The organism is Pseudomonas sp. C2.3V, from assembly GCF_058536325.1.
Genome location: NZ_JBZUBN010000001.1, coordinates 3,540,151 through 3,558,823, shown reverse-complemented (window position 1 = coordinate 3,558,823; position 18,673 = coordinate 3,540,151). Strand labels below are relative to the sequence as shown.

The following is an 18,673-nucleotide window of genomic DNA, read 5'->3' as shown; positions in this document are numbered from 1 at the left end:
GATCAAAATTTTAGGGCTTTGATCAAGGGAGTGACAGAAAAGCGTTCCTTATCTCAAGCAATGACCATATTAGTGGAAAGTCATTTGCCCGGAGTAAGAGATCTATCCAAAGATGCATGGTTCCTACAATGTTGTTCTTGTCTGTCTTTCGATTCTTATTGCCATAACTGCAGGCTTTACTGCTTTAGACCTTGCTGGACGTGCGCGTACCGCAATGGGATGGGCACGTCATTACTGGCTATTAACGGCAGCGACCGCCTTGGGGGGTGGCGTTTGGGCGATGCATTTTGTCGGCATGCTAGCGTTTGAGATGCCGGAAATGCCAATGCAGTACGACGTCTATCTAACGGTTATATCGCTACTTGTCCCAGTCGCTGTAACAAGCGTCAGCTTTCTGTCAGCCAATCACATCAAATCCAAAGCAGGTCTGTTAGCGAGCGGTCTGTTTATGGGGTTAGGCATTGCCAGTATGCATTATCTAGGCATGGCAGCAATGGACATGCCTGGAAGCATCGATAACGATCCGTTTTGGGTAGGCGTTTCGATTCTGATAGCCATAGGTGCGTCTGTCGTTTCGCTGTGGCTTTCCAGAAGGACGAATCGACTGTTGGCAAGAATGCTAGCTGCACTTGCCATGGGCATCGCTATATCAGGTATGCATTACACAGCGATGCATGGGGCAAGTTTTAACGTCACTATGCCCTCTGGCATGACTCATTATTACGGCAACGTTGATCAGGTTACGCTTGCTATTGCTGTTTCTGCTTCAACGCTACTTATCCTTTTTTTGGCATTAATTGCCGCTATGTACGATAAGCGTGTTGCCTTTATGGCGCAGCGGGAAGCCGACTTACTCCGATTAAGCGAGGCCCGCTTCCGATCGCTTTACAAAAAAACGCCGCTTCCACTTTATTCCCTGGATGAAGACGGGCGACTTGAGTCAGTGAGTGAGGCTTGGCTGACGTTGCTTGATTATGAGCGAAAGGATGTGATTGGCCAGCCTCTGAGTCACTTTATGACGGAAGCCTCGGCACGTAAATTCATCAAGCATGACTGGCCAGGTCTGTTCCAAACAGGTGAGATTAAGGATCTTGAGTGCCGGGTAGTTACTCGTGCAGATGAGGTTCTGGACGTATTGGTCTCTGCACGCATCGAGCAAGATGAACAAGGCGCCTTCCTGTATGTTTTAGGCGGCCTTATCAATATTACCGAGCGTAAACGGGTTGAAGAGGCTTTGCGGCAGTCCCAGAAAATGGAAGCCATAGGCCAACTAACGGGTGGCGTCGCGCATGACTTCAACAATCTATTGGCGGTGGTCATGGGCAATCTTGAGCTTTTGCGCAAACGCATGGTAAATGACCCTAAAGGGCTTGCGCTGATCGAAAACGCACTGCTTGGGGCTGAGCGTGGAGCTAACCTCACGCAGCGTTTGCTAGGCTTTGCTCGCAAACAGCAACTTAGCCCCGCAGCTGTTGAAGTGCCGGACCTTATTCGCGGTATGAGTCAATTATTTGAGCGCTCGGTAGGGAATGGTACTCAGATTGACATCCATTTTCCCCTCACGTTGTCCAAAGCTTACGTGGATGGTCATCAGCTGGAAATGGTTCTGTTGAATCTTGTGGTAAACGCAAGAGATGCTATGCCAGAGGGCGGTACGATTAGCCTTACCGCCATAGAGCGGAGCATAAACCATGCTTCCCTCAGTCGTTTAAAGCCTGGTCGCTATGTCTGCCTTTCTGTAACCGACACGGGAGAAGGCATGGATAAAGAAACCCAAGCCAGAGCTACCGAGCCCTTTTTCACAACAAAGGCCGTTGGCAAGGGCACGGGCTTGGGGCTCTCCATGGCGCTGGGGTTGGCTGAGCAATCGGGGGGACAACTTCTGATTAACAGTAAACAAGGGCAGGGTACGACGATTGAGTTATGGCTCCCTACAGCTGAAGTGGAGCTCATCATCAATCAGCCCGCTCTCGCTATTGATAAGGGCTTAAACAGCGCCGAACCGTCAGACAAATCGTTGAAAATCCTTGTGGTGGATGACGACACGCTTGTTCTGAGAAATACCGTAGCGATGCTGGAAGATCTCGGTCACGCCGTGCTCAGTGCTGCCACAGGTACTGCCGCATTGGAAATCTTAAGGCAGGAGCCTCGCCTTGATGTCCTGCTAACTGATCTGGTCATGCCGGAGATAAGCGGGACGCGACTAGCCGAAATGGTAAGAAGTGAAAGGCCTGATTTGCCAATCCTGCTTATGAGTGGTTATGTCGATCTGTCTTCTTATGCAGATACAGCACTACCAAAGCTGGCAAAACCCTTTACTCAACGGGTGTTGGCTAAAATACTCAATGAGGCAAGTGTCGCACCTAAAAAAGCGGTAGTGGTGCCATTTCGGTAATGACCAACCGGATGGAGGCATCATAGATATCTCCATCCGCCACTTTCCAAGCCTGGATAAGGTAATTCTCTGCCTTGCAGCTATACCAAGAGCGGTTAAAAAACTCTCTAATGAGCGCAACCAAATATTATTCATTCCCAAGAGGAATGGATAATATAAAAAAACCGATTTTTATTTATTGAGCAATTGGCCATAGAGTGTCTTGAGAACTGGAGAATCTCTATGGACCACAGCCCTGAAAATCCTGCTGCAAAGTTCGACTCATCCCGCGCTAATGAATATGGACAACAGAGCCGAATTGCTCTTGCTGGTTATGAAGCCTGTCATGATCTAGCTGCCTGTGTCTTGACTGCTAGCCTTGGAGATACTGCGTGTGCACGTATCTTGGTGGTTGGTGTGGGAGGTACTGCACAAGAAATCATATCGCTGTCGGCCCTTGAGCCAACGTGGAGCTTCGTTGCTGTTGATCCATCGCCATCCATGCTGGAGACCGCAGCCGAGCAGTTAAAAAAACATGGGCTGATGGATAAGGTTCAATTGCTGTTGGGCACGGTTGAGGATCTACCAACCGATACGGCATATGACGCTGCGACGTTGATCGGTGTGCTGCATCATATTCCGGGAGATGATCCCAAGAAAAAGTTGCTGCGCTCGATCCAGACTCGCTTGAAAGCGGGTGCCCCGCTGGTTGTGGCAGCTAACCACTATGCCTATGCAGATCAACCATTTTTGCTCAAGGTATGGGGTGAGCGCTGGCGGCAGCAGGGTGCTACTGCAGATGAGGTCAGAGCCAAGCTCGGCAAAATTTTACAAGGAGCAGATCCGCCTCATTCCGAGTCCGCCGTTCAGGGCCTTTTGTATGAAGCCGGATTTAGTGACTTCCAGCGTTTTTTTAGTAGCCTTTTCTGGGGCGCCTGGGTAACACATAAGGTAATCTAAAACAGTCATTGGCTCTTAGAGCCGCTAACAAACCCCTCCAATGAATGTAGACAGATGAAGCTGCAGGCTAGGGATAATAAGGTTCGGTGAATATCGAGCCCGCGTTCAAACTGGATACGCAGTTTATCCCTATCAGCCCACCAGGCGTGGGTATGCCCACTACCCCAGCGGTGCTGGCCGAGCCGTTTCTTGCTTTTCCTTTACGTGCGATTCGATCAGTGATCCCTTGCTGTCAGTATGTAGCTTCTCTACAAGGTCGTAGACTGGATGAGGGAGCTGTCCCGTTAGTAGAGGGTATAGCGGACCAGCCTTTCCCATGGCGACCGCATCTTGACGACGGTGACTCGTGTCAGCTTTAGATGGCCGCGAAAATCCATTTCATCATCGGCATGGGTTCAGAGTACCTCGGTCGTGTCGCCAGCATCAGCTGTCCCTTAGCAGGCATACCTATCAAGGGTCAGCCTGCATGGGAGATACCACTGGATTAGACCGATACAAGCGAGACTACCCATGTACCCGTACTGCTATGTGCCGCCTGCAAAAAATGCTAGACCTAGACAACGACTCGAATGTCGTTGTGCTTAGAAATACTGGGTACGCTGAGGCGAAGGCTATTACTCATTACGGCATATGTATTGAACTGACGTTAAAAGAGAAGTTAAAGCCAAGGTCTGTCGCTTCTGCCAATAGAGGCTTGCGTAAATTTCATCCCGCGCCGGTTGCAGCCTGAAGAATTGAAATCTTCATCCGACACGGCAGGGAACAGTCACAGCCTATATCGATCTAGTGGCTTTTTGCTGCTTATTGAACAAAGTAAGTGCGTAAGAGTGAGATGCCAACTGGATGAAGATGTATATAGCCTGCGTATCACGTTTTCGGGCACTGATTCACTTCCAGCGTATCTATAGCTTTACCTATTTTGGGTGCAGATTGAGCATGTCTATAACCGCAGCTCTTAATCGTTTGCTTGCAAACATTCCAGAACGTTTCCATTTTGCGCTCGGCAAAAACGACGTTCACGAGTGGGAGCTAGATATCCAGACGGGGAGACTGACCTTTTCGACCGACCCGGGGATATTCAAAGATATAGGCAGCATAGAGCTCTTTTTCGAGGCTCTGCACCCTGAAGACAGGGATGTGGCCAAGCGTATTACTAAAAGCATCTTGCTCAAGGCCAACCGCTTTCGCTACGAATGCCGCTTTGTCACAAGTCAGGGTGACATACGCTGGATTGCTGTCAACGGCTGCTCGGAGGGACAAGCTGGTTGCATCGAGCGGTTGTATGGATTTACTCAAGACATTACTGAGAGTAAACGTGCCGACATCATCGCCAAAGGTCAAAGGCAAGCTCTTGAGCTAGCCATGACCAGCGCTCCGCTGAAAGAGGTCCTTGAGCTTTTGTGCAATCTGGCCGAGGAGCAAATTGGTAGCAAGGTAGTGTCGTCCATTATGCTGCTCGATACGGATCAGAAGCATTTAAGAAGCGGCGCGGCTCCATCATTGCCAGCTAAATACAGTCTATCGCTTGATGGCTTAGCCATTGGACCAGATGTTGGCTCCTGTGGGGCCGCTGCATTTTTTGCCAAGACAATAATCGCCACAGATATCGAGAATGACGAACGCTGGCGTCAGTTTTCTCACCTGGTATCACCCTACGGATTTCGCTCCTGTTGGTCAGTACCTCTGCTCTCAACCAAAGGTACTGTGCAGGGGATAATGGCGCTTTATAGCCGAAAAATGAGAAGCCCCACCGACTGGGAGCTTTACTCGATAGAGCTATTGGCCAATACCGCTTCACTGATTATCGAGCGCTATCGTGAGACACAAGAGCGAAACAGGGCTGAGTTGCGCTTCCGCTCATTGGTGAACGCAACGAATGCCATCGTCTGGACAACGTCCAAAGACGTCGAAGTCTTTACGCCTCAGCTCGAGTGGGCCAGATTTACAGGCTTCACTCCCGAACAAGTGGATGGGATGGGGTGGCTCAATGCGATTCATCCAGATGATCGCAACATTATGCTAAATCTAGTTTCCCGTATGCGCCACGAGGCTACCCCTATTCACACCGAGGTGCGTTTGAAGCGTGCCGATGGCGAGTTCCGAGAAATGGAGTTGCACGCCGTGCCCATTCTTGACTCCTCGGGTGCGGTCAAGGAATGGGCAGGTAGTTACGTGGATATTACCGAACGCAAGCAGTCCGAGAACCGTCTCCGTCACATGGCTACATACGACGCTCTGACGGGCTTGCCTAACCGAGCATACCTTAACGAGCATTTGCAGGAGCTACTCGATTTCACCTCGCCCACCGAGCGTATCGCAATCATGCTAATTGACCTCGATCGTTTCAAGCGCATCAATGACTCGATGGGGCACAAGGCAGGTGACGAGCTGCTCTGCATCATTGCCAAGCGCCTGCAGGACGCGCTTCTGACAGGTAACCTAGTCGCTCGTCTAGGTGGGGATGAGTTCATAATCGTAGCGCATGCCAATGATGGAAAAACTTCGGCGGAATTACTGGCAAAAAGATTGTTGGGCATTGTTGCCTTACCCGTATACGTTGGTGGTAATCAGCTTTTTTCTAATGCATCAATTGGGATCTGCCTGTACCCAGATGACGGTCAGCGTAACGACATTCTTATACAAAATGCTGACATCGCTATGTACAAGGCCAAGGCAGACGGAGGGAATCGCTATAGCTTCTTCTCAAAAGAAATGAGCACTGCCATGAAAGACCGCATGGCATTGGAGATTGCTCTTCAAGGCGCGCTTGACCGAGGCGAGTTCGTACTCTACTACCAACCGAGGGTCAGTTTACCCGATGAGAAACTCAAGGGCTTCGAAGCACTGATCCGCTGGAAAAGCCCGGAGCGCGGCCTGGTTTCGCCATTAGATTTTATTCCAATCGCTGAAGAGACCGGTCTGATTAACGAAATCGGAGCCTGGGTGCTAAGACAAGCCTGCGCTGACATAAAGACCTTAAGTTTGCGTATGGGTTACGCCCTGTGCGTATCAGTAAACCTGTCGCCCAAACAATTGATGTGCTCCAATCTGACTCAGAAGGTCAAAAGTGCTTTGAACCAAGCAGGCCTGTCGCCAGAGCAGTTGGAGCTCGAACTGACTGAGGGCGCTTTCATTCACGACATCGAAGCATCAGCCCTGGCCATGGAGGACTTGAAATCACTCGGTGTACTATTGGCGGTTGATGATTTCGGAACGGGACATGCCGGCATATCGTATCTGCGCCAATTTCCTATCAATGTTGTCAAACTGGATCGTACGTTCATCGCACCCAATGTTTGTGAGTCCAATTCATCAGGGTTCATGAAGGCATTATCGGACATGGCCCATGCGCTAGGGCTCCATGTCGTCGCAGAGGGCGTAGAGGACAAGGAGACCCTGGAGCTCCTTTGCAAAGCTCAGTGCGACGAGGCGCAAGGTTATCTATTCGCAAAACCGCTACCGTGGCCTGAGCTACTTGCTTACGTAGATAAGGTGTCAGTGACGAGCGACTGACTATCCTTGCCAATTCTGGGTTTTGACGTCTTGATCATCATGCCGTATCGCTTGATGTATGCCCTAAGGGCTACACAAAAAGGCTCTCACTGAATACATAAAGGGCCTGATCTGAAATGAGGGTCTTAACCTTCTCATCACCCAAGCTCGAACTTCAGCATTCTCTTGGCAGGGCAGGTAAAGTGTCACGATAGTGATGCGGTAACATCTGTGATCCTGTGGAGAGCTCCATGACGCTGCATGTCTAGTTTGTCTTTTGTGTTGCTTACCTGGTAACAACGCTTTCTCCCGGGCCCAACGTCCTTTTGGTCATTCGCAATACCTTGCGCTATGGCGCACGGGGAACGCTGGCGACCCTGGCAGGTAACCTGACGGCGCAGCTATTCGTGATCATTCTTGTGGCGCTTGGCATAGGCGCTCTGGTGGCAGCCATGCCGATGGCGTTTCTGGCGATGAAGCTGATCGGAGCGGCTTATCTGATCTATCTTGGTTTTGTGCAGCTGCTCAAACGTCAGCCCGGATCGTCTACGGTCACACCAGCTATTGCGCCCCGTGTCTCGTCGCCCAAGGTTTTTGGCGAAGCGCTGCTGGTATCAATCAGCAATCCGAAAACGCTTATCTTCTTTTCCGCTTTCTTGCCGCAATTCATCGAGCCGGGACGGTCATTGGTTGTACAGTTCACCACGATGTACCTGACCATCGCCATGATTGTCGTGACGGTACACTGTGTGTATTGCTTTAGTGTGTCCAGGCTCAGCAGGCGGCTTTCCGCGAGCCGTTGGGTCACGGCGATCAAGCGGGCCAGCGGCGCGTTATTCGTAGGGCTGGGCGTAAAGCTGTTGATGGCCCGGCAGGCCTAAGAGGAGGTTTGCACTATGACTGCCACACTAAGCGCACCGATTCCCAGTGATTACGAGGCACTGGTTGCCTGGGTGCCTACGGCTGACGCCTGCGCGCGCTGGGCAGGGCCCCAACTTAGATATCCGTTCACCGCCACTGAGTTGCCGGAACTGCTGGAGGTGCCCGGTAAGAGCTTTTCATTGGTAGAGGGCGTCAACCGGCCGCTTGCCTTTGGGCAATACCGAACCGTCTCGCCCGATACCGTCCACCTGTGCCGCATTATCGTCTCGCCTGACTGGCGGGGCCACGGTTATGGCAAGCAGTTGTGCGAGCAACTGATTCGGCAGGCTGTGGCGGACACAGGCGCTTCCATGGTTACGCTGCGCGTCTACCGGGACAATGCCGTGGCACAGTCGCTGTACCACAAGCTCGGCTTCAAACCAGTGGAGCTGCGCTCGGATGTGGATGTCATCGGCATGCGATTGATCCTGACCGAGCAAGCCGGTTAGCAGCCGAGCGGCTCATTCTTTAAAAGCCAGATCAACCGGTCTACCGCCCACTGGAAATCCAAGTGTTTGGCAGGGTCTGAAGAGTGCGAAAGCAGCGCATCAAGGCGTAAGCTCATGGGCCGTCCTGTCCGTAGGGGAGGAAGACGCAGCAGAGGTCGTGCGCCGTTTGAAGCGCATGACCAGTGCATACAGGAGCGGGACGAAAAACAGGGTCAGCAGCGTGGCCGAGAGCATGCCGCCGAAAACGCTGGTGCCAATGGCGTGCTGGCTGGCCGATCCCGGGCCCTGGGAAAACATGAGGGGCAGCACGCCGAACATAAAGGCTAGGGACGTCATGACGATAGGGCGCAGGCGCATCCGGGCGGCGTCCAGAATGGCCTGACGCAAGGGAGTGCCCTCATGCTGGAGTTCGCGGGCTACCTCAATGATGAGGATGGCGTTCTTAGCAGTGAGGCCCATGATGGTGATGAGGCCGACCTTGAAGTAAAGGTCGTCCGGCAGTCCGCGCAGCGTAGTGGCCATGACCGCACCGATGATGCCTAGCGGAATCGCCAGGATGACCGCAAAAGGTACCGACCAACTCTCGTAGAGCGCCGCCAGGCACAGGAAGATTACCAGAATGGACAGGCCGAACAGCAGGGGTGTTTGATCCCCGGACAGCCGCTCCTGATAGGACTGGCCTGCCCATTCGTAGCCGACGCCGGTGGGTAGCTCGCCCACCAGGCGTGCCATGGTATCCATCGCCTGGGTGGTGCTGTAGCCCGCCGCCGGTGTGGCGTTGATGGAGAGCGACGGGAAGCCGTTGAAGTGCTCGATAGCCATCGTGCCCACTGTCCATCTAAGCGTCACGAAGGTGCTTAGCGGCACCATCTCGCCGTCAGCATTGCGAACCCGGGCCTGGAGCAGGCTGTCAGGCTGTTGCCGGTCCTTGCCCTCCGCCTGGATGACGATTCGGCGGACCTGATTATCATGGATGAAATCTCCCACATAGAGCGAGCCGTAGAGGGTAGCCATGGTCGAATTGATCTCATCCACCGAGACGCCCATGCTCTGGGCTTTCAAACGATCAATGGAAACCTTGAGCTGCGGCGTGTCGTCCTGCCCTGAGTAGGTGGCGGTAGCGAATACAGGATTCTGCCGTGCCAGTGTCAGGAGCTTGTCCTTGGCGGCCAGCAAGGCTTCGTGCCCAAGCCCTGCGCGATCCTGAAGACGCATGTCGATACCGGCGGTGCGTCCCATGGAGGGCAGAGGCGGGGTATTCAAGGCCTGGATAGTGACGTTGGGGATCGACGCGACGCCATTGGCAAAGTGCTTGTTTAGCCGTGCGATGATGGCATCGACGTGCTGATCGGGCGCCTTGCGTTCGGACCAGTCCTTGAGCGTGGGCCAGATCATGGCAGCGTTCTCGCCGCCGCCGAAATAACTGAAGCCCTGCAGGGTGAAGAGCTGGCCGACCGAAGGATCGCTGTGCAGATAGGCCTGCACTTCCTCTACCACCTGATGCGTCATTTCCTGCGTCGAGCCGGTGGGAAGCAGCACGACGGTGGCAAAACTGCCCTTGTCTTCGTTCGGCACAAAGGAGCCGGGCAGGCGGCTGAACAGAAGCGCCAGCACGGCCAGCAGAACGAGATACAGCAGCACGAAGCGCACCGGGCGATTCAGGACACCGCCCAGGCTGCGTTGATAGCCTGTCGATAGGGAAGCCGCCCAGCGGCCCACTCTGCCCAGGCTGAGCGTATCGGTCGCTGCCGGTTTGAGTAGCGTTGCGCACAGGGCGGGCGTCAGCGTGAGCGCCAGAAATGCCGAGAAGGCCATCGGCACGGCCAGCGCCACGGAGAACTGCCGGTAGATCGAGCCCGTAGCGCCTTCGAAAAAGGCCATGGGAATGAACACAGCCGTGAGCACCAGCGTAATCGCCACAATGGCCCCGCTGATCTGCTGCATGGCCTTGAGCGTTGCCTCGCGGGGAGCCAGTCCTTCCTCGCGCATGATGCGTTCGACGTTTTCCACTACTACGATGGCGTCATCCACCAGAATCCCGATGGCCAGGACCATGCCGAACAGGGTCAGCACGTTGATGGAGAAACCCAGTGCCAACATGGCGCCACAGGTGCCGGCCAGGGCAATCGGTACCACGATGGACGGGATCAGCGTGGCGCGCAGGTTTTGCAGAAACACCAGCATGACCAGAAAGACCAGCACCATCGCCTCGATCAGCGTATAAGCCACCTTCACGATGGACATATGCACGTAGGTCGTCGTATCGAACGCCGTCTGGTAGTGCATGCCCGGTGGGAACTGCTGGGACAGCTCCGCCAGCGTGGCTTTTACAGCCTGTGCCGTACTGAGGGCGTTGGCGCCGGGAGCAAGCTTGATGGAAATAGCGCCGCAAGGCCTGCCGTTCACGTAGGAGGGGTAGGTGTAATAATTGCCGCCCAGCTCGACACGGGCCACATCTTGAATGCGCAGGGCCGACCCGTCCGGGTTGACTCGCAAGGGAACCGCGCCAAAGGACTGCGGCGTATCGAGAGTTTCCTCAACCGTCAGCGGGGCCGTGAGTGTGGTATTGGTGGGCACCGGAGGCGTGCCAATGGAGCCAAGGGTAATGCGCTCGTTATAGCGGTTAATAGCGCTGACCATATCTGAAGTGGTCACGCCCATGGCGGTGAGCTTGTGGACGTCCGGCCAGATCCGCATGGCGTATTCGGGGCTATAGACCTCCACCTTGCCCACGCCGGGCACACGCAGCAGGGCAGGGCGCACCACGGTAGTGGCGTAGTCGCCCATCTGGATATGCGTGATGTTCGGGTTATCTGCCAGAAGCGTGACGAACAGCAGGTCGTTGTCACCACTCTTGTCCACTTCGATTCCCTGGCGCCGCACGCTTTCCGGCAGACGCTCCTCGACGCGCTTGATGCGGTTCTGCACTTCAATGGAAGCGATCTGCGGATTGGTGCCCGGCTCGAAGGACAGGCCGATTTCCACCTCGCCCGTGGCGGTACTGTCGGAGGCGAAGTACAGCAGTCCCTCAATACCACTCAGCTCGCGTTCGATCACCGAGGTGACAGTGCGCTCGATAACCTCGGCTGATGCGCCTGGGTAATAGGCCTGTATGCCTACCCGCGGAGGCGAGACGTTGGGGTATTGCTCTACCGCCAGACGCAGCGCCGTGAGGCCGCCGCCCAGAAAAATCATGATGGCGACGACCCAGGCGAACACCGGACGCGCAATGAAAAACGAGGACATGGTCTGCGCTTACTCTTTTGAGGCGACGGGCTGGGTCGTCAGGGCGGCTTGCTTGGGCTCTACGGCCTGACCGTCCTTCAGGGCGCTGCCACTGAGGATGACCCGCTCGCCAGCTTTCAGACCGTCGGTGACGCGCCATTGATTGCCTTCGAGCGTATCGGCGGAAATCGGGCGGCTGTGGGCGTGGTTGGTCTCGTCGACAACCATGGTATAGGCGCCTTCACGGGTGCGTGTCAGGGCCTGCTGGGGAATAAGAACGGCCTGCGTCTGGCCGGGCTGCTGCAGCTCGACCTGCACATACATTCCGGGCAGCAGCAGATGGTCGGGGTTATCGAAAACAGCCCGCATGGCTACCGTATCGGTCTTCTCATCCACGGCCCAATCGGAGAAGAGCAGGGTGCCGTTCAAGGGGTAGGTCGAGCCATTGCTCAGTCGCAGGCGCAGGATGGGCTTCTCGCGCTTGTCGGCCTGCTGAAGGCTCTGCCTGAGCCCCAGGGAGTCGGCCATGGGCTGGGCAAAATTCACATAAATCGGATCGATCTGTTCGACTGTAGTTAGCTTGGTGCCTTCATCCTGACCGACCAGTGCACCCTCCGTGACCTCGGCCCGGCGTGCGCGGCCGGCAATCGGCGAGGTCACGTTGGCATAGGCGAGCTTCAGGCGGGCGCTTTGTACCTTGGCTTCGGCTGCCTTCTCGGTAGCCCGTGCCTGCTTCTCGGTAAAGAAGTCCTTGCGGTACTGCTGGGCGCTGATGGACTCATCGGCCATCAGCTGCCTGGAGCGTTTGGCAATGTCTTCAGCGGCATCGGCAGCCGCCCGTGCCTGGGCCAGCTCGGCTTCTGCCGCAGCCAACTCGGCCTTGAGCGGGGCCGGGTCGATACGAAACAGCAACGTACCGGCTTTGACCTCCTGGCCCTCCTGGTAGGTGCGAGCCTCCACGATACCTTCCACGCGGGCACGGACTTCCGCCGTACGATAGGCCTCCATCCGGCCGGTGAGACGCGTGGTCAGCGGCTCCGTCGAGGGCGTAACCGTTGCGATGTCCACCTTCGGGACGGCTGGCGTTTGCGTTTCGGCTGTCTTTTCGGTGGGTTCACAACCTTGGAGCAACACGGCCAGTGCCAGCAGCGCGCCCTTTACCACATCCTTCATGCTCTCACCCGGGCCATGCAATAGACATCCACGTAGGCACCGTCACGATAGGCATAGGCGATCTGAGTGCCCTCGTGAACAAAGCCGAATTTTTCATACAGGGCGATAGCCGGCGCGTTATCCGTGTATACCGTCAGCTCAACACGCTTGAGGTTCATCCAGTTGTCGGCGGCATCGATCAGTGCCGCCATCAGCTGGGTTCCCACGCCTTTACCAGTGTGGTCATCCCCAACCGCAATGACCAGCTCCGCCACATGAATCCGCCGGCCTTTCATACGGTTGAGCGTTGCAAAGCCCAACACGTTGCCTTGCTGTTCGGCCAGTACCCGAACGTCTTCAGCGGGGTACTGCTTGATCCAGTCGCTCATGCTCTGAGTGGGTCGGTAGGGTAGGCGCAGCGTACCCCGGCGCGTGCCCGGCTGGTTCAGAATCGATGCCAAAGCCTCGGCATCGCTCTCGCGGATAGCGCGTAGGGTAATGGTCATGAGTCCTCCTTGATTCAGGCCCGTTGTCGGTCAACGATCTCGCCTGAGCGTTCCAATGGTGCGACCGACGCCGCCAGTAATTCCTGAGTATACGGGTGTTGTGGCGCCTGAAAGATCCGGCAAGCCTCGCCGTGTTCTACGACCTTGCCATCCTTGATGACAATCAGATCATGGGCCAATGCCCGAACCACGGCCAGATCGTGACTGATGAACAGATACGTTAGCCCATGGATCGCCTGTAGGTTACGCAACAGGTCGACAACCTGCTTTTGAACGGTACGATCCAGAGCCGACGTGGGCTCGTCCAGCAATATCAGCTCGGGTTGCAGCACAAGCGCCCTCGCGATGGCGATACGCTGGCGTTGGCCGCCCGAAAACTCATGAGGATAGCGGTGCCGTGTTTCAGGATCGAGACCTACTTCCTGTAAGACCCGAATGATCGCCGATTCCCGCTCTTTGGGTGTGCCGATCTCATGGATATCCAAACCCTCACGGATGATCTGCTCGACGGACATCCGTGGGCTCAGGCTGCCGAACGGGTCCTGAAACACAACCTGCATGTGGCGACGAAGCGGACGCATCTGCCTGGCGTTGAAGGTTTCGATCGCCTGCCCCTGAAAGCGAATGCCGCCCTGGGCCTGCACCAGTCGCAGAATCGCCTGGCCCAGGGTGGACTTGCCTGAGCCGGACTCGCCCACGATGCCCAGGGTACGGCCTTTCTTTAGCTCGAAGCTCACACCGTCTACCGCCTTGACATAGTGGCGCTGGCGGCTGAACAACGGTTTGGGCAGCGGAAACCAGACGCGTACATCCTGCGCCTGTATCAGCGAGGCATCGCTGGTTGTTGCTACCGGCCCGCCGTCGGGTTCGGCATCGATCAGCATGCGGGTATAGGTATGCTGAGGTGCGGAAAAAAGGGCCTGACAGCTGTTCTGCTCAACTACCACGCCGTTACGCATCACACAGACACGCTGGGCAATGCGCCGGACCAAATTCAGGTCATGGCTGATAAGCAGCAACGACATGCCAAGGCGCGCCTGGAGGTCCTTCAGGAGTTCGAGGATCTTCTGCTGCACGGTCACGTCCAGGGCTGTGGTGGGCTCGTCGGCGATCAGTAATTCCGGCTCGTTGGCCAGCGCCATGGCGATCATCACCCGCTGGCGCTGGCCACCCGAGAGCTGATGCGGGTAGGCCTTGAGCCGCTTGAGCGGTTCGCGTATGCCGACCAGTTCCAATAATTCGATCACCCGTGCACGCGCGTGCTTGCCGCCCAAGCCCTTGTGCAACGCCAATACCTCGCTGATCTGCCGCTCCACAGTATGCAGCGGATTGAGGGATGTCATGGGCTCCTGAAAGATCATGGCGATACGGTTGCCGCGCAGGGTGCGCAGACGCTTTTCGTCTGCGGTCACGAGGTTTTCACCGTTGTAGCAGATGCCGCCGGAGGTTGTGGTAATGGAGGCAGGCAGCAGGCGCAGGATCGAGTGAGCCGTGACGGATTTGCCCGAGCCAGATTCGCCTACCAGCGCCAGACATTCGCCACGGCGAATATCCAGGTCGATACCGTGTACGACTTCCTGGCCGGAAAAGGCCACTCTCAGATCGCGGATTTCAATCAGATTCTCGGTCATCACACGGCCCTCGGGTCGAATGCATCACGGAAGGCTTCGCCAATAAAAACCAGCAGGCTCAAGATCAAGGCGAGGGCGAAAAAAGCGGTCATCGCCAGCCAGGGTGCTTGCAGGTTCTGCTTGCCTTCGTTGGCCAGCTCCCCTAGCGACGCGGTGCCGATCGGCAGGCCAAAGCCCAGGAAGTCCAGGGCGGTCAGCGTTGTAATGGCACCGGTAATGATGAAGGGAACATAGGTGAGCGTGGAGGTCATCGCGTTGGGCAGGATGTGCCGCCACATGACCTTGCGATCAGACAGCCCCAGCGCCCGTGCCGCTTTGACGTACTCCAGACTGCGCCCGCGCAAGAACTCGGCCCGTACCACGTCCACCAGCGCCAGCCAGGAAAAGAGCGCCATGATGCCCAACAGCCACCAGAAGTTAGGCTCCACAAAGCCGGACAGGATGATCAGCAGATACAGAACCGGCAGGCCTGACCAAATTTCGATAAAGCGCTGCCCCAGCAGGTCTACCCAGCCCCCGTGATAGCCCTGCAAAGCGCCTGCGGTGATCCCGATCACAGCGCTGACAGCGGTTAGTGCCAAGGCAAACAGGATGGAGATGCGTGCGCCGAAAATTACTCGTGCCAGCACATCACGGGCTTGACTGTCGGTGCCCAGCCAGTTCGTGTCCGACGGCGCACTGGGTGCTGGAACGGCCAGGTCATAGTTCACCGTATCGTCACTGAACGGAATGGGTGGAAAGACCATCCAGCCGCCCTGGTCCTCTATCAGTTTCTGTACGTATTCGCTGCGGTAGTCCGGTTGGAAGGGCAGCTGGCCGCCAAATTCGGTTTCGGTATAGCGCTTGAATATCGGGAAATATAGCGAGCCGTGGTAGCCCACCACCAAGGGTTTGTCGTTGGCAATGAGTTCGCCACATAGGCAAGTCACCAGCAATGCGCAGAATATCCAGAGCGACCACCAGCCGCGACGGTTGGCCTTGAAGCGGGCAAAGCGGCGTTGACTCAAGGGAGACAGTGTCAGCATCAGGCGTTCCTCGCCGAAAAGTCGATGCGTGGATCGACCAGGGTGTAGGAGATGTCCCCGGCCAGTTTGATCAGCAGGCCAAACAGCGTGAAGATGAACAGCGAGCCGAACACCAGCGGATAGTCACGGTAGAGCGCCGCCTCGTAGCTCATGCGACCCAGTCCGTCGAGCGAAAAGATCACTTCAATCAGTAGGGAGCCGGCAAAGAAAACCTCGATCAGTGCCTGGGGAATACCGGCAATGACCAGCAGCATGGCATTGCGAAAGACATGCTTGTACAGCACGCCGCGCTCAGTAAGCCCTTTAGCCCGCGCCGTGACAACATACTGGCGGCTGATTTCGTTCAGAAAGCTGTTCTTGGTCAAAATGGTCAGGGTAGCGAACCCGCCAATGACCAGCGCCGAAACAGGCAGCACCAGATGCCAGAAATAGTCCACTACCTTGCCCGCGAGGCTGAGCTGGTCAAAGTTCTCCGAGGTAAGCCCTACGGCGGGAAACAGACTGAAATAACTCCCACCGGCAAACACCACGATCAGGAACATGGCGAACAGAAAGGCCGGCAAGGCATAACCCACGATGATGGCGGTGCTGGTCCAGATATCGAATGCGCTGCCATGACGGATCGCCTTGCGTATCCCGAGCGGAATCGAGATCAGGTAAATGATCAGTGTGGCCCAGAAGCCGAGTGAAAGGGATACCAGCAGCTTTTCCAGAATCAGGTCCGTTACCTTGGCACCACGGAAAAAGCTGTTACCAAAATCCAGGTGCGCGTAGTTCTTGAGCATCAGCCAAAGGCGCTCAAGCGGTGGCTTGTCGAAGCCGTACTGCCGCTCGATTTCCTTGATCAGCTCAGGGTCCAGGCCTCGGCTGCCCCGCGAGCCGGAAGAGGCTCCGGCCGCTCCGTCATGGCTGCCTCCTGCGATACCGCCCTGGCTACCCATCCCTTGCAGGCGAGCAATAGCCTGATCCACCGGCCCGCCGGGAGCCGCTTGGATAATGGCAAAGTTGACGATCAGGATGACCAGAAGCGTGGGCACAATAAACAGCAAACGCCTGAGAATGTAGGCTGCCATTAGAGTTTCTCCTGTAGCCGCTCGGCCATCTGCTCGTTGGTGAGCGGGGTTGGGCTGACTTCCCACCAGGTGTCGAGGCCCTCTTCATAAGCGGGCGCGATACGAGGCCGGCCGAAACGGTTGCGAAACACGCTGGGCTCGCCGTCCGAGTAGTAATGCGGAATCATGTAATAACCCCATTGCAGCACCCGGTCGAGCGCGCGGGCGTAATGCACCATCTCATCCCGGCTTCTGGCATTGGCCACGCCTTCGATAAGCCGGTCGACTACTGGATTCTTCAGGTTGATGGCGTTGGAGCTACCCACCCGGTTGGCACTGTCGGAGCCGTAATAATCAAAGAGTTCCCGCCCTGGCGATGCGCTGGGATCGCCTCCCCGGGGAAAGCCGGTCACGATCATGTCGTAGTCACGGCTGTTGGTGCGGTTGATGTACTGCGCTGTGTCCACGTTGCGAATATTCAGCTCAATGCCTATTTGTGCCAGCGTCCGCTTGAAGGGCAGCACCATCCGTTCAAAACCGGATTGCCCGTTGAGAAAGGTAAAGATCAGGGGATCGCCGTTGGCGTTGACGAGCTGGTCGCCCTTGGGATGCCAGCCGGCGGACTCAAGCAGGTACAGGGCTTCGAGCTGCTTGTCCCGAATAAAGCCCGAGCCGTCGGTCTTGGGCGGCTGGAACACCTCGGTAAAGACTTCATCCGGTATCTGGCCTCTAAAGGGCTCGAGGATTTTCAGCTCCTGTGCATCCGGTAGCTGTGTGGCAGCGATTTCGGTCTTGGGAAAGTAGCTCTGCTGGCGTTTATAGAAGCTGCGCATGAGCTGCTTGTTGGTCCACTCAAAATCCCAGAGCATGGCAATGGCCTCTCGGACGCGGCGATCCTGAAAGAAGGGGTTGTCCAGGTTGAAGACAAAGCCTTGAGCGCGGACGGGCTTTCCTGTCGCCAGGATGTCTCGCTGCAAGCGCCCATCGCGCAGGGCGGGGCTGTCGTAGCGGATGGTATAGCCTGTGGCGGAGTACTCGCGGTTGTAGTCGTACGCGCCGGCCAGCAGGAGCTCGCGGGCGACATCGGTGTCGGCAAAGAAGTCGACGGTGAGCGTGTCGAAATTGTACAGCCCTCGCGTCACCGGCAGATCCTTTGCCCACCAGTCCTTGACGCGCTCGAATGCGACGGTACGGCCCGGATCGACGTGCGAGACCTTGTAAGGTCCGCTCCCCAGCGGCGGCTCAAAGCCGTTACCGTTGGCAAAGTCCCGGTCTTTCCACCAGTGCGCTGGCAGGATGTGCATGGACGCCAGATCCAGCGGCAGGCTGCGGTTTTCGTTCGTCTTGAAGGTAAACAGGATCTGCCGATCATTTTCGACGGTGACGTCTTTTACATCACCGTACAGCTGCCGAAAGCTCAGGCTCGCCTTGGTCATCAAGGTCTCGAAAGTGAAGCGAACATCCTCAGCCAGAACGGGCATACCGTCATGAAAGCGTGCCTTGGGGTTGAGAAAGAAGCGTACCCAACGGTTCTCCGGGTCGCGCTCCATCTGTTTGGCAATCAGGCCATACACCGTATAGGGCTCGTCCAGCGAGCGATAGGCCAGCGGCTCGTAGACCCAGGCATTGATCTGGTCGACGCCAGTGCCCTTGTCTAGATAGGGCAGCAGGAAGTTGAAACGGTCGATCGATTTGGCTGAGCGTCTGAGCGAGCCTCCTTTGGGCGCGTCGGGATTCACATAGTCGAAATGCTTAAAGCCCTCAGGGTACTTGGGCGGGTCGCCATAGACCGTCATGTAACTGTGGGGCGTAGCCAATAACGCCGATGAAACGAGGCAGGAAACAAGCAGTACCATCAAGCGGCTGTACGTGTGGATCGACCCTGT

General features: G+C 56.1%; 12 protein-coding genes. 5 read left to right on the top strand and 7 right to left on the bottom strand.

Features of this window, described 5'->3' with window-relative positions; all coding sequences use genetic code 11:
• Nucleotides 1–112 precede the first annotated feature (112 nt).
• The 5 genes from AC4LF3_RS16910 to AC4LF3_RS16890 all read left to right on the top strand — a co-directional run bounded on the left by AC4LF3_RS16910 (nt 113) and on the right by AC4LF3_RS16890 (nt 8,196).
• Nucleotides 113–2,395 (top strand): MHYT domain-containing protein, encoded by a 2,283-nt coding sequence (locus AC4LF3_RS16910; protein ID WP_491835942.1) that lies wholly within the window; start codon nt 113–115, stop codon nt 2,393–2,395.
• Nucleotides 2,396–2,617: 222 nt separating this feature from the next.
• Complete coding sequence (locus AC4LF3_RS16905) at nt 2,618–3,334, top strand: class I SAM-dependent methyltransferase (RefSeq protein ID WP_491836319.1); 717 nt, start codon at nt 2,618–2,620, stop codon at nt 3,332–3,334.
• 963 nt (nt 3,335–4,297) lie between these two features.
• Nucleotides 4,298–6,847 (top strand): bifunctional diguanylate cyclase/phosphodiesterase, encoded by a 2,550-nt coding sequence (locus AC4LF3_RS16900; RefSeq protein ID WP_491835940.1) that lies wholly within the window; start codon nt 4,298–4,300, stop codon nt 6,845–6,847.
• 305 nt (nt 6,848–7,152) lie between these two features.
• Complete coding sequence (locus tag AC4LF3_RS16895; RefSeq protein WP_491835938.1) at nt 7,153–7,707, top strand: LysE family translocator; 555 nt, start codon at nt 7,153–7,155, stop codon at nt 7,705–7,707.
• 15 nt (nt 7,708–7,722) lie between these two features.
• Nucleotides 7,723–8,196, top strand: coding sequence for a GNAT family N-acetyltransferase (locus AC4LF3_RS16890; RefSeq protein WP_289926931.1), 474 nt, complete (start codon nt 7,723–7,725; stop codon nt 8,194–8,196).
• Between the two features lie 99 nt (nt 8,197–8,295).
• On the opposite strand, the gene AC4LF3_RS16885 is transcribed toward AC4LF3_RS16890, so the two are convergent.
• From AC4LF3_RS16885 to AC4LF3_RS16855, 7 genes are read right to left on the bottom strand one after another with little or no spacing between them, the layout of a single operon-like run.
• The gene (locus AC4LF3_RS16885; RefSeq protein WP_491835936.1) at nt 8,296–11,442 is read right to left on the bottom strand and encodes a multidrug efflux RND transporter permease subunit; all 3,147 of its coding nucleotides are present in this window, start codon (nt 11,440–11,442) and stop codon (nt 8,296–8,298) included.
• A gap of 9 nt (nt 11,443–11,451) precedes the next feature.
• Nucleotides 11,452–12,594, bottom strand: a complete 1,143-nt coding sequence (locus AC4LF3_RS16880) for an efflux RND transporter periplasmic adaptor subunit (RefSeq protein ID WP_491835934.1) — start codon at nt 12,592–12,594, stop codon at nt 11,452–11,454.
• Nucleotides 12,591–13,079 carry a GNAT family N-acetyltransferase gene (locus AC4LF3_RS16875; RefSeq protein WP_010795772.1) on the bottom strand — a complete coding sequence of 163 codons (489 nt, stop codon included), beginning with the start codon at nt 13,077–13,079 and terminating at the stop codon, nt 12,591–12,593. Before AC4LF3_RS16875 ends, AC4LF3_RS16880 begins: the two co-directional genes overlap by 4 nt.
• 14 nt (nt 13,080–13,093) lie before the next feature.
• Entirely contained in the window at nt 13,094–14,710 is a 1,617-nt protein-coding gene (locus AC4LF3_RS16870) for an ABC transporter ATP-binding protein (protein ID WP_491835931.1), read from the bottom strand.
• Nucleotides 14,710–15,735, bottom strand: coding sequence for an ABC transporter permease (locus AC4LF3_RS16865; protein ID WP_491835930.1), 1,026 nt, complete (start codon nt 15,733–15,735; stop codon nt 14,710–14,712). The genes AC4LF3_RS16870 and AC4LF3_RS16865 overlap by 1 nt, the downstream gene beginning before the upstream one ends.
• Nucleotides 15,735–16,808 (bottom strand): microcin C ABC transporter permease YejB, encoded by a 1,074-nt coding sequence (locus AC4LF3_RS16860; protein ID WP_491835928.1) that lies wholly within the window; start codon nt 16,806–16,808, stop codon nt 15,735–15,737. The genes AC4LF3_RS16865 and AC4LF3_RS16860 overlap by 1 nt, the downstream gene beginning before the upstream one ends.
• Nucleotides 16,808–18,643 (bottom strand): extracellular solute-binding protein, encoded by a 1,836-nt coding sequence (locus AC4LF3_RS16855; RefSeq protein WP_491836318.1) that lies wholly within the window; start codon nt 18,641–18,643, stop codon nt 16,808–16,810. Before AC4LF3_RS16855 ends, AC4LF3_RS16860 begins: the two co-directional genes overlap by 1 nt.
• Between the last annotated feature and the right edge of the window lie 30 nt (nt 18,644–18,673).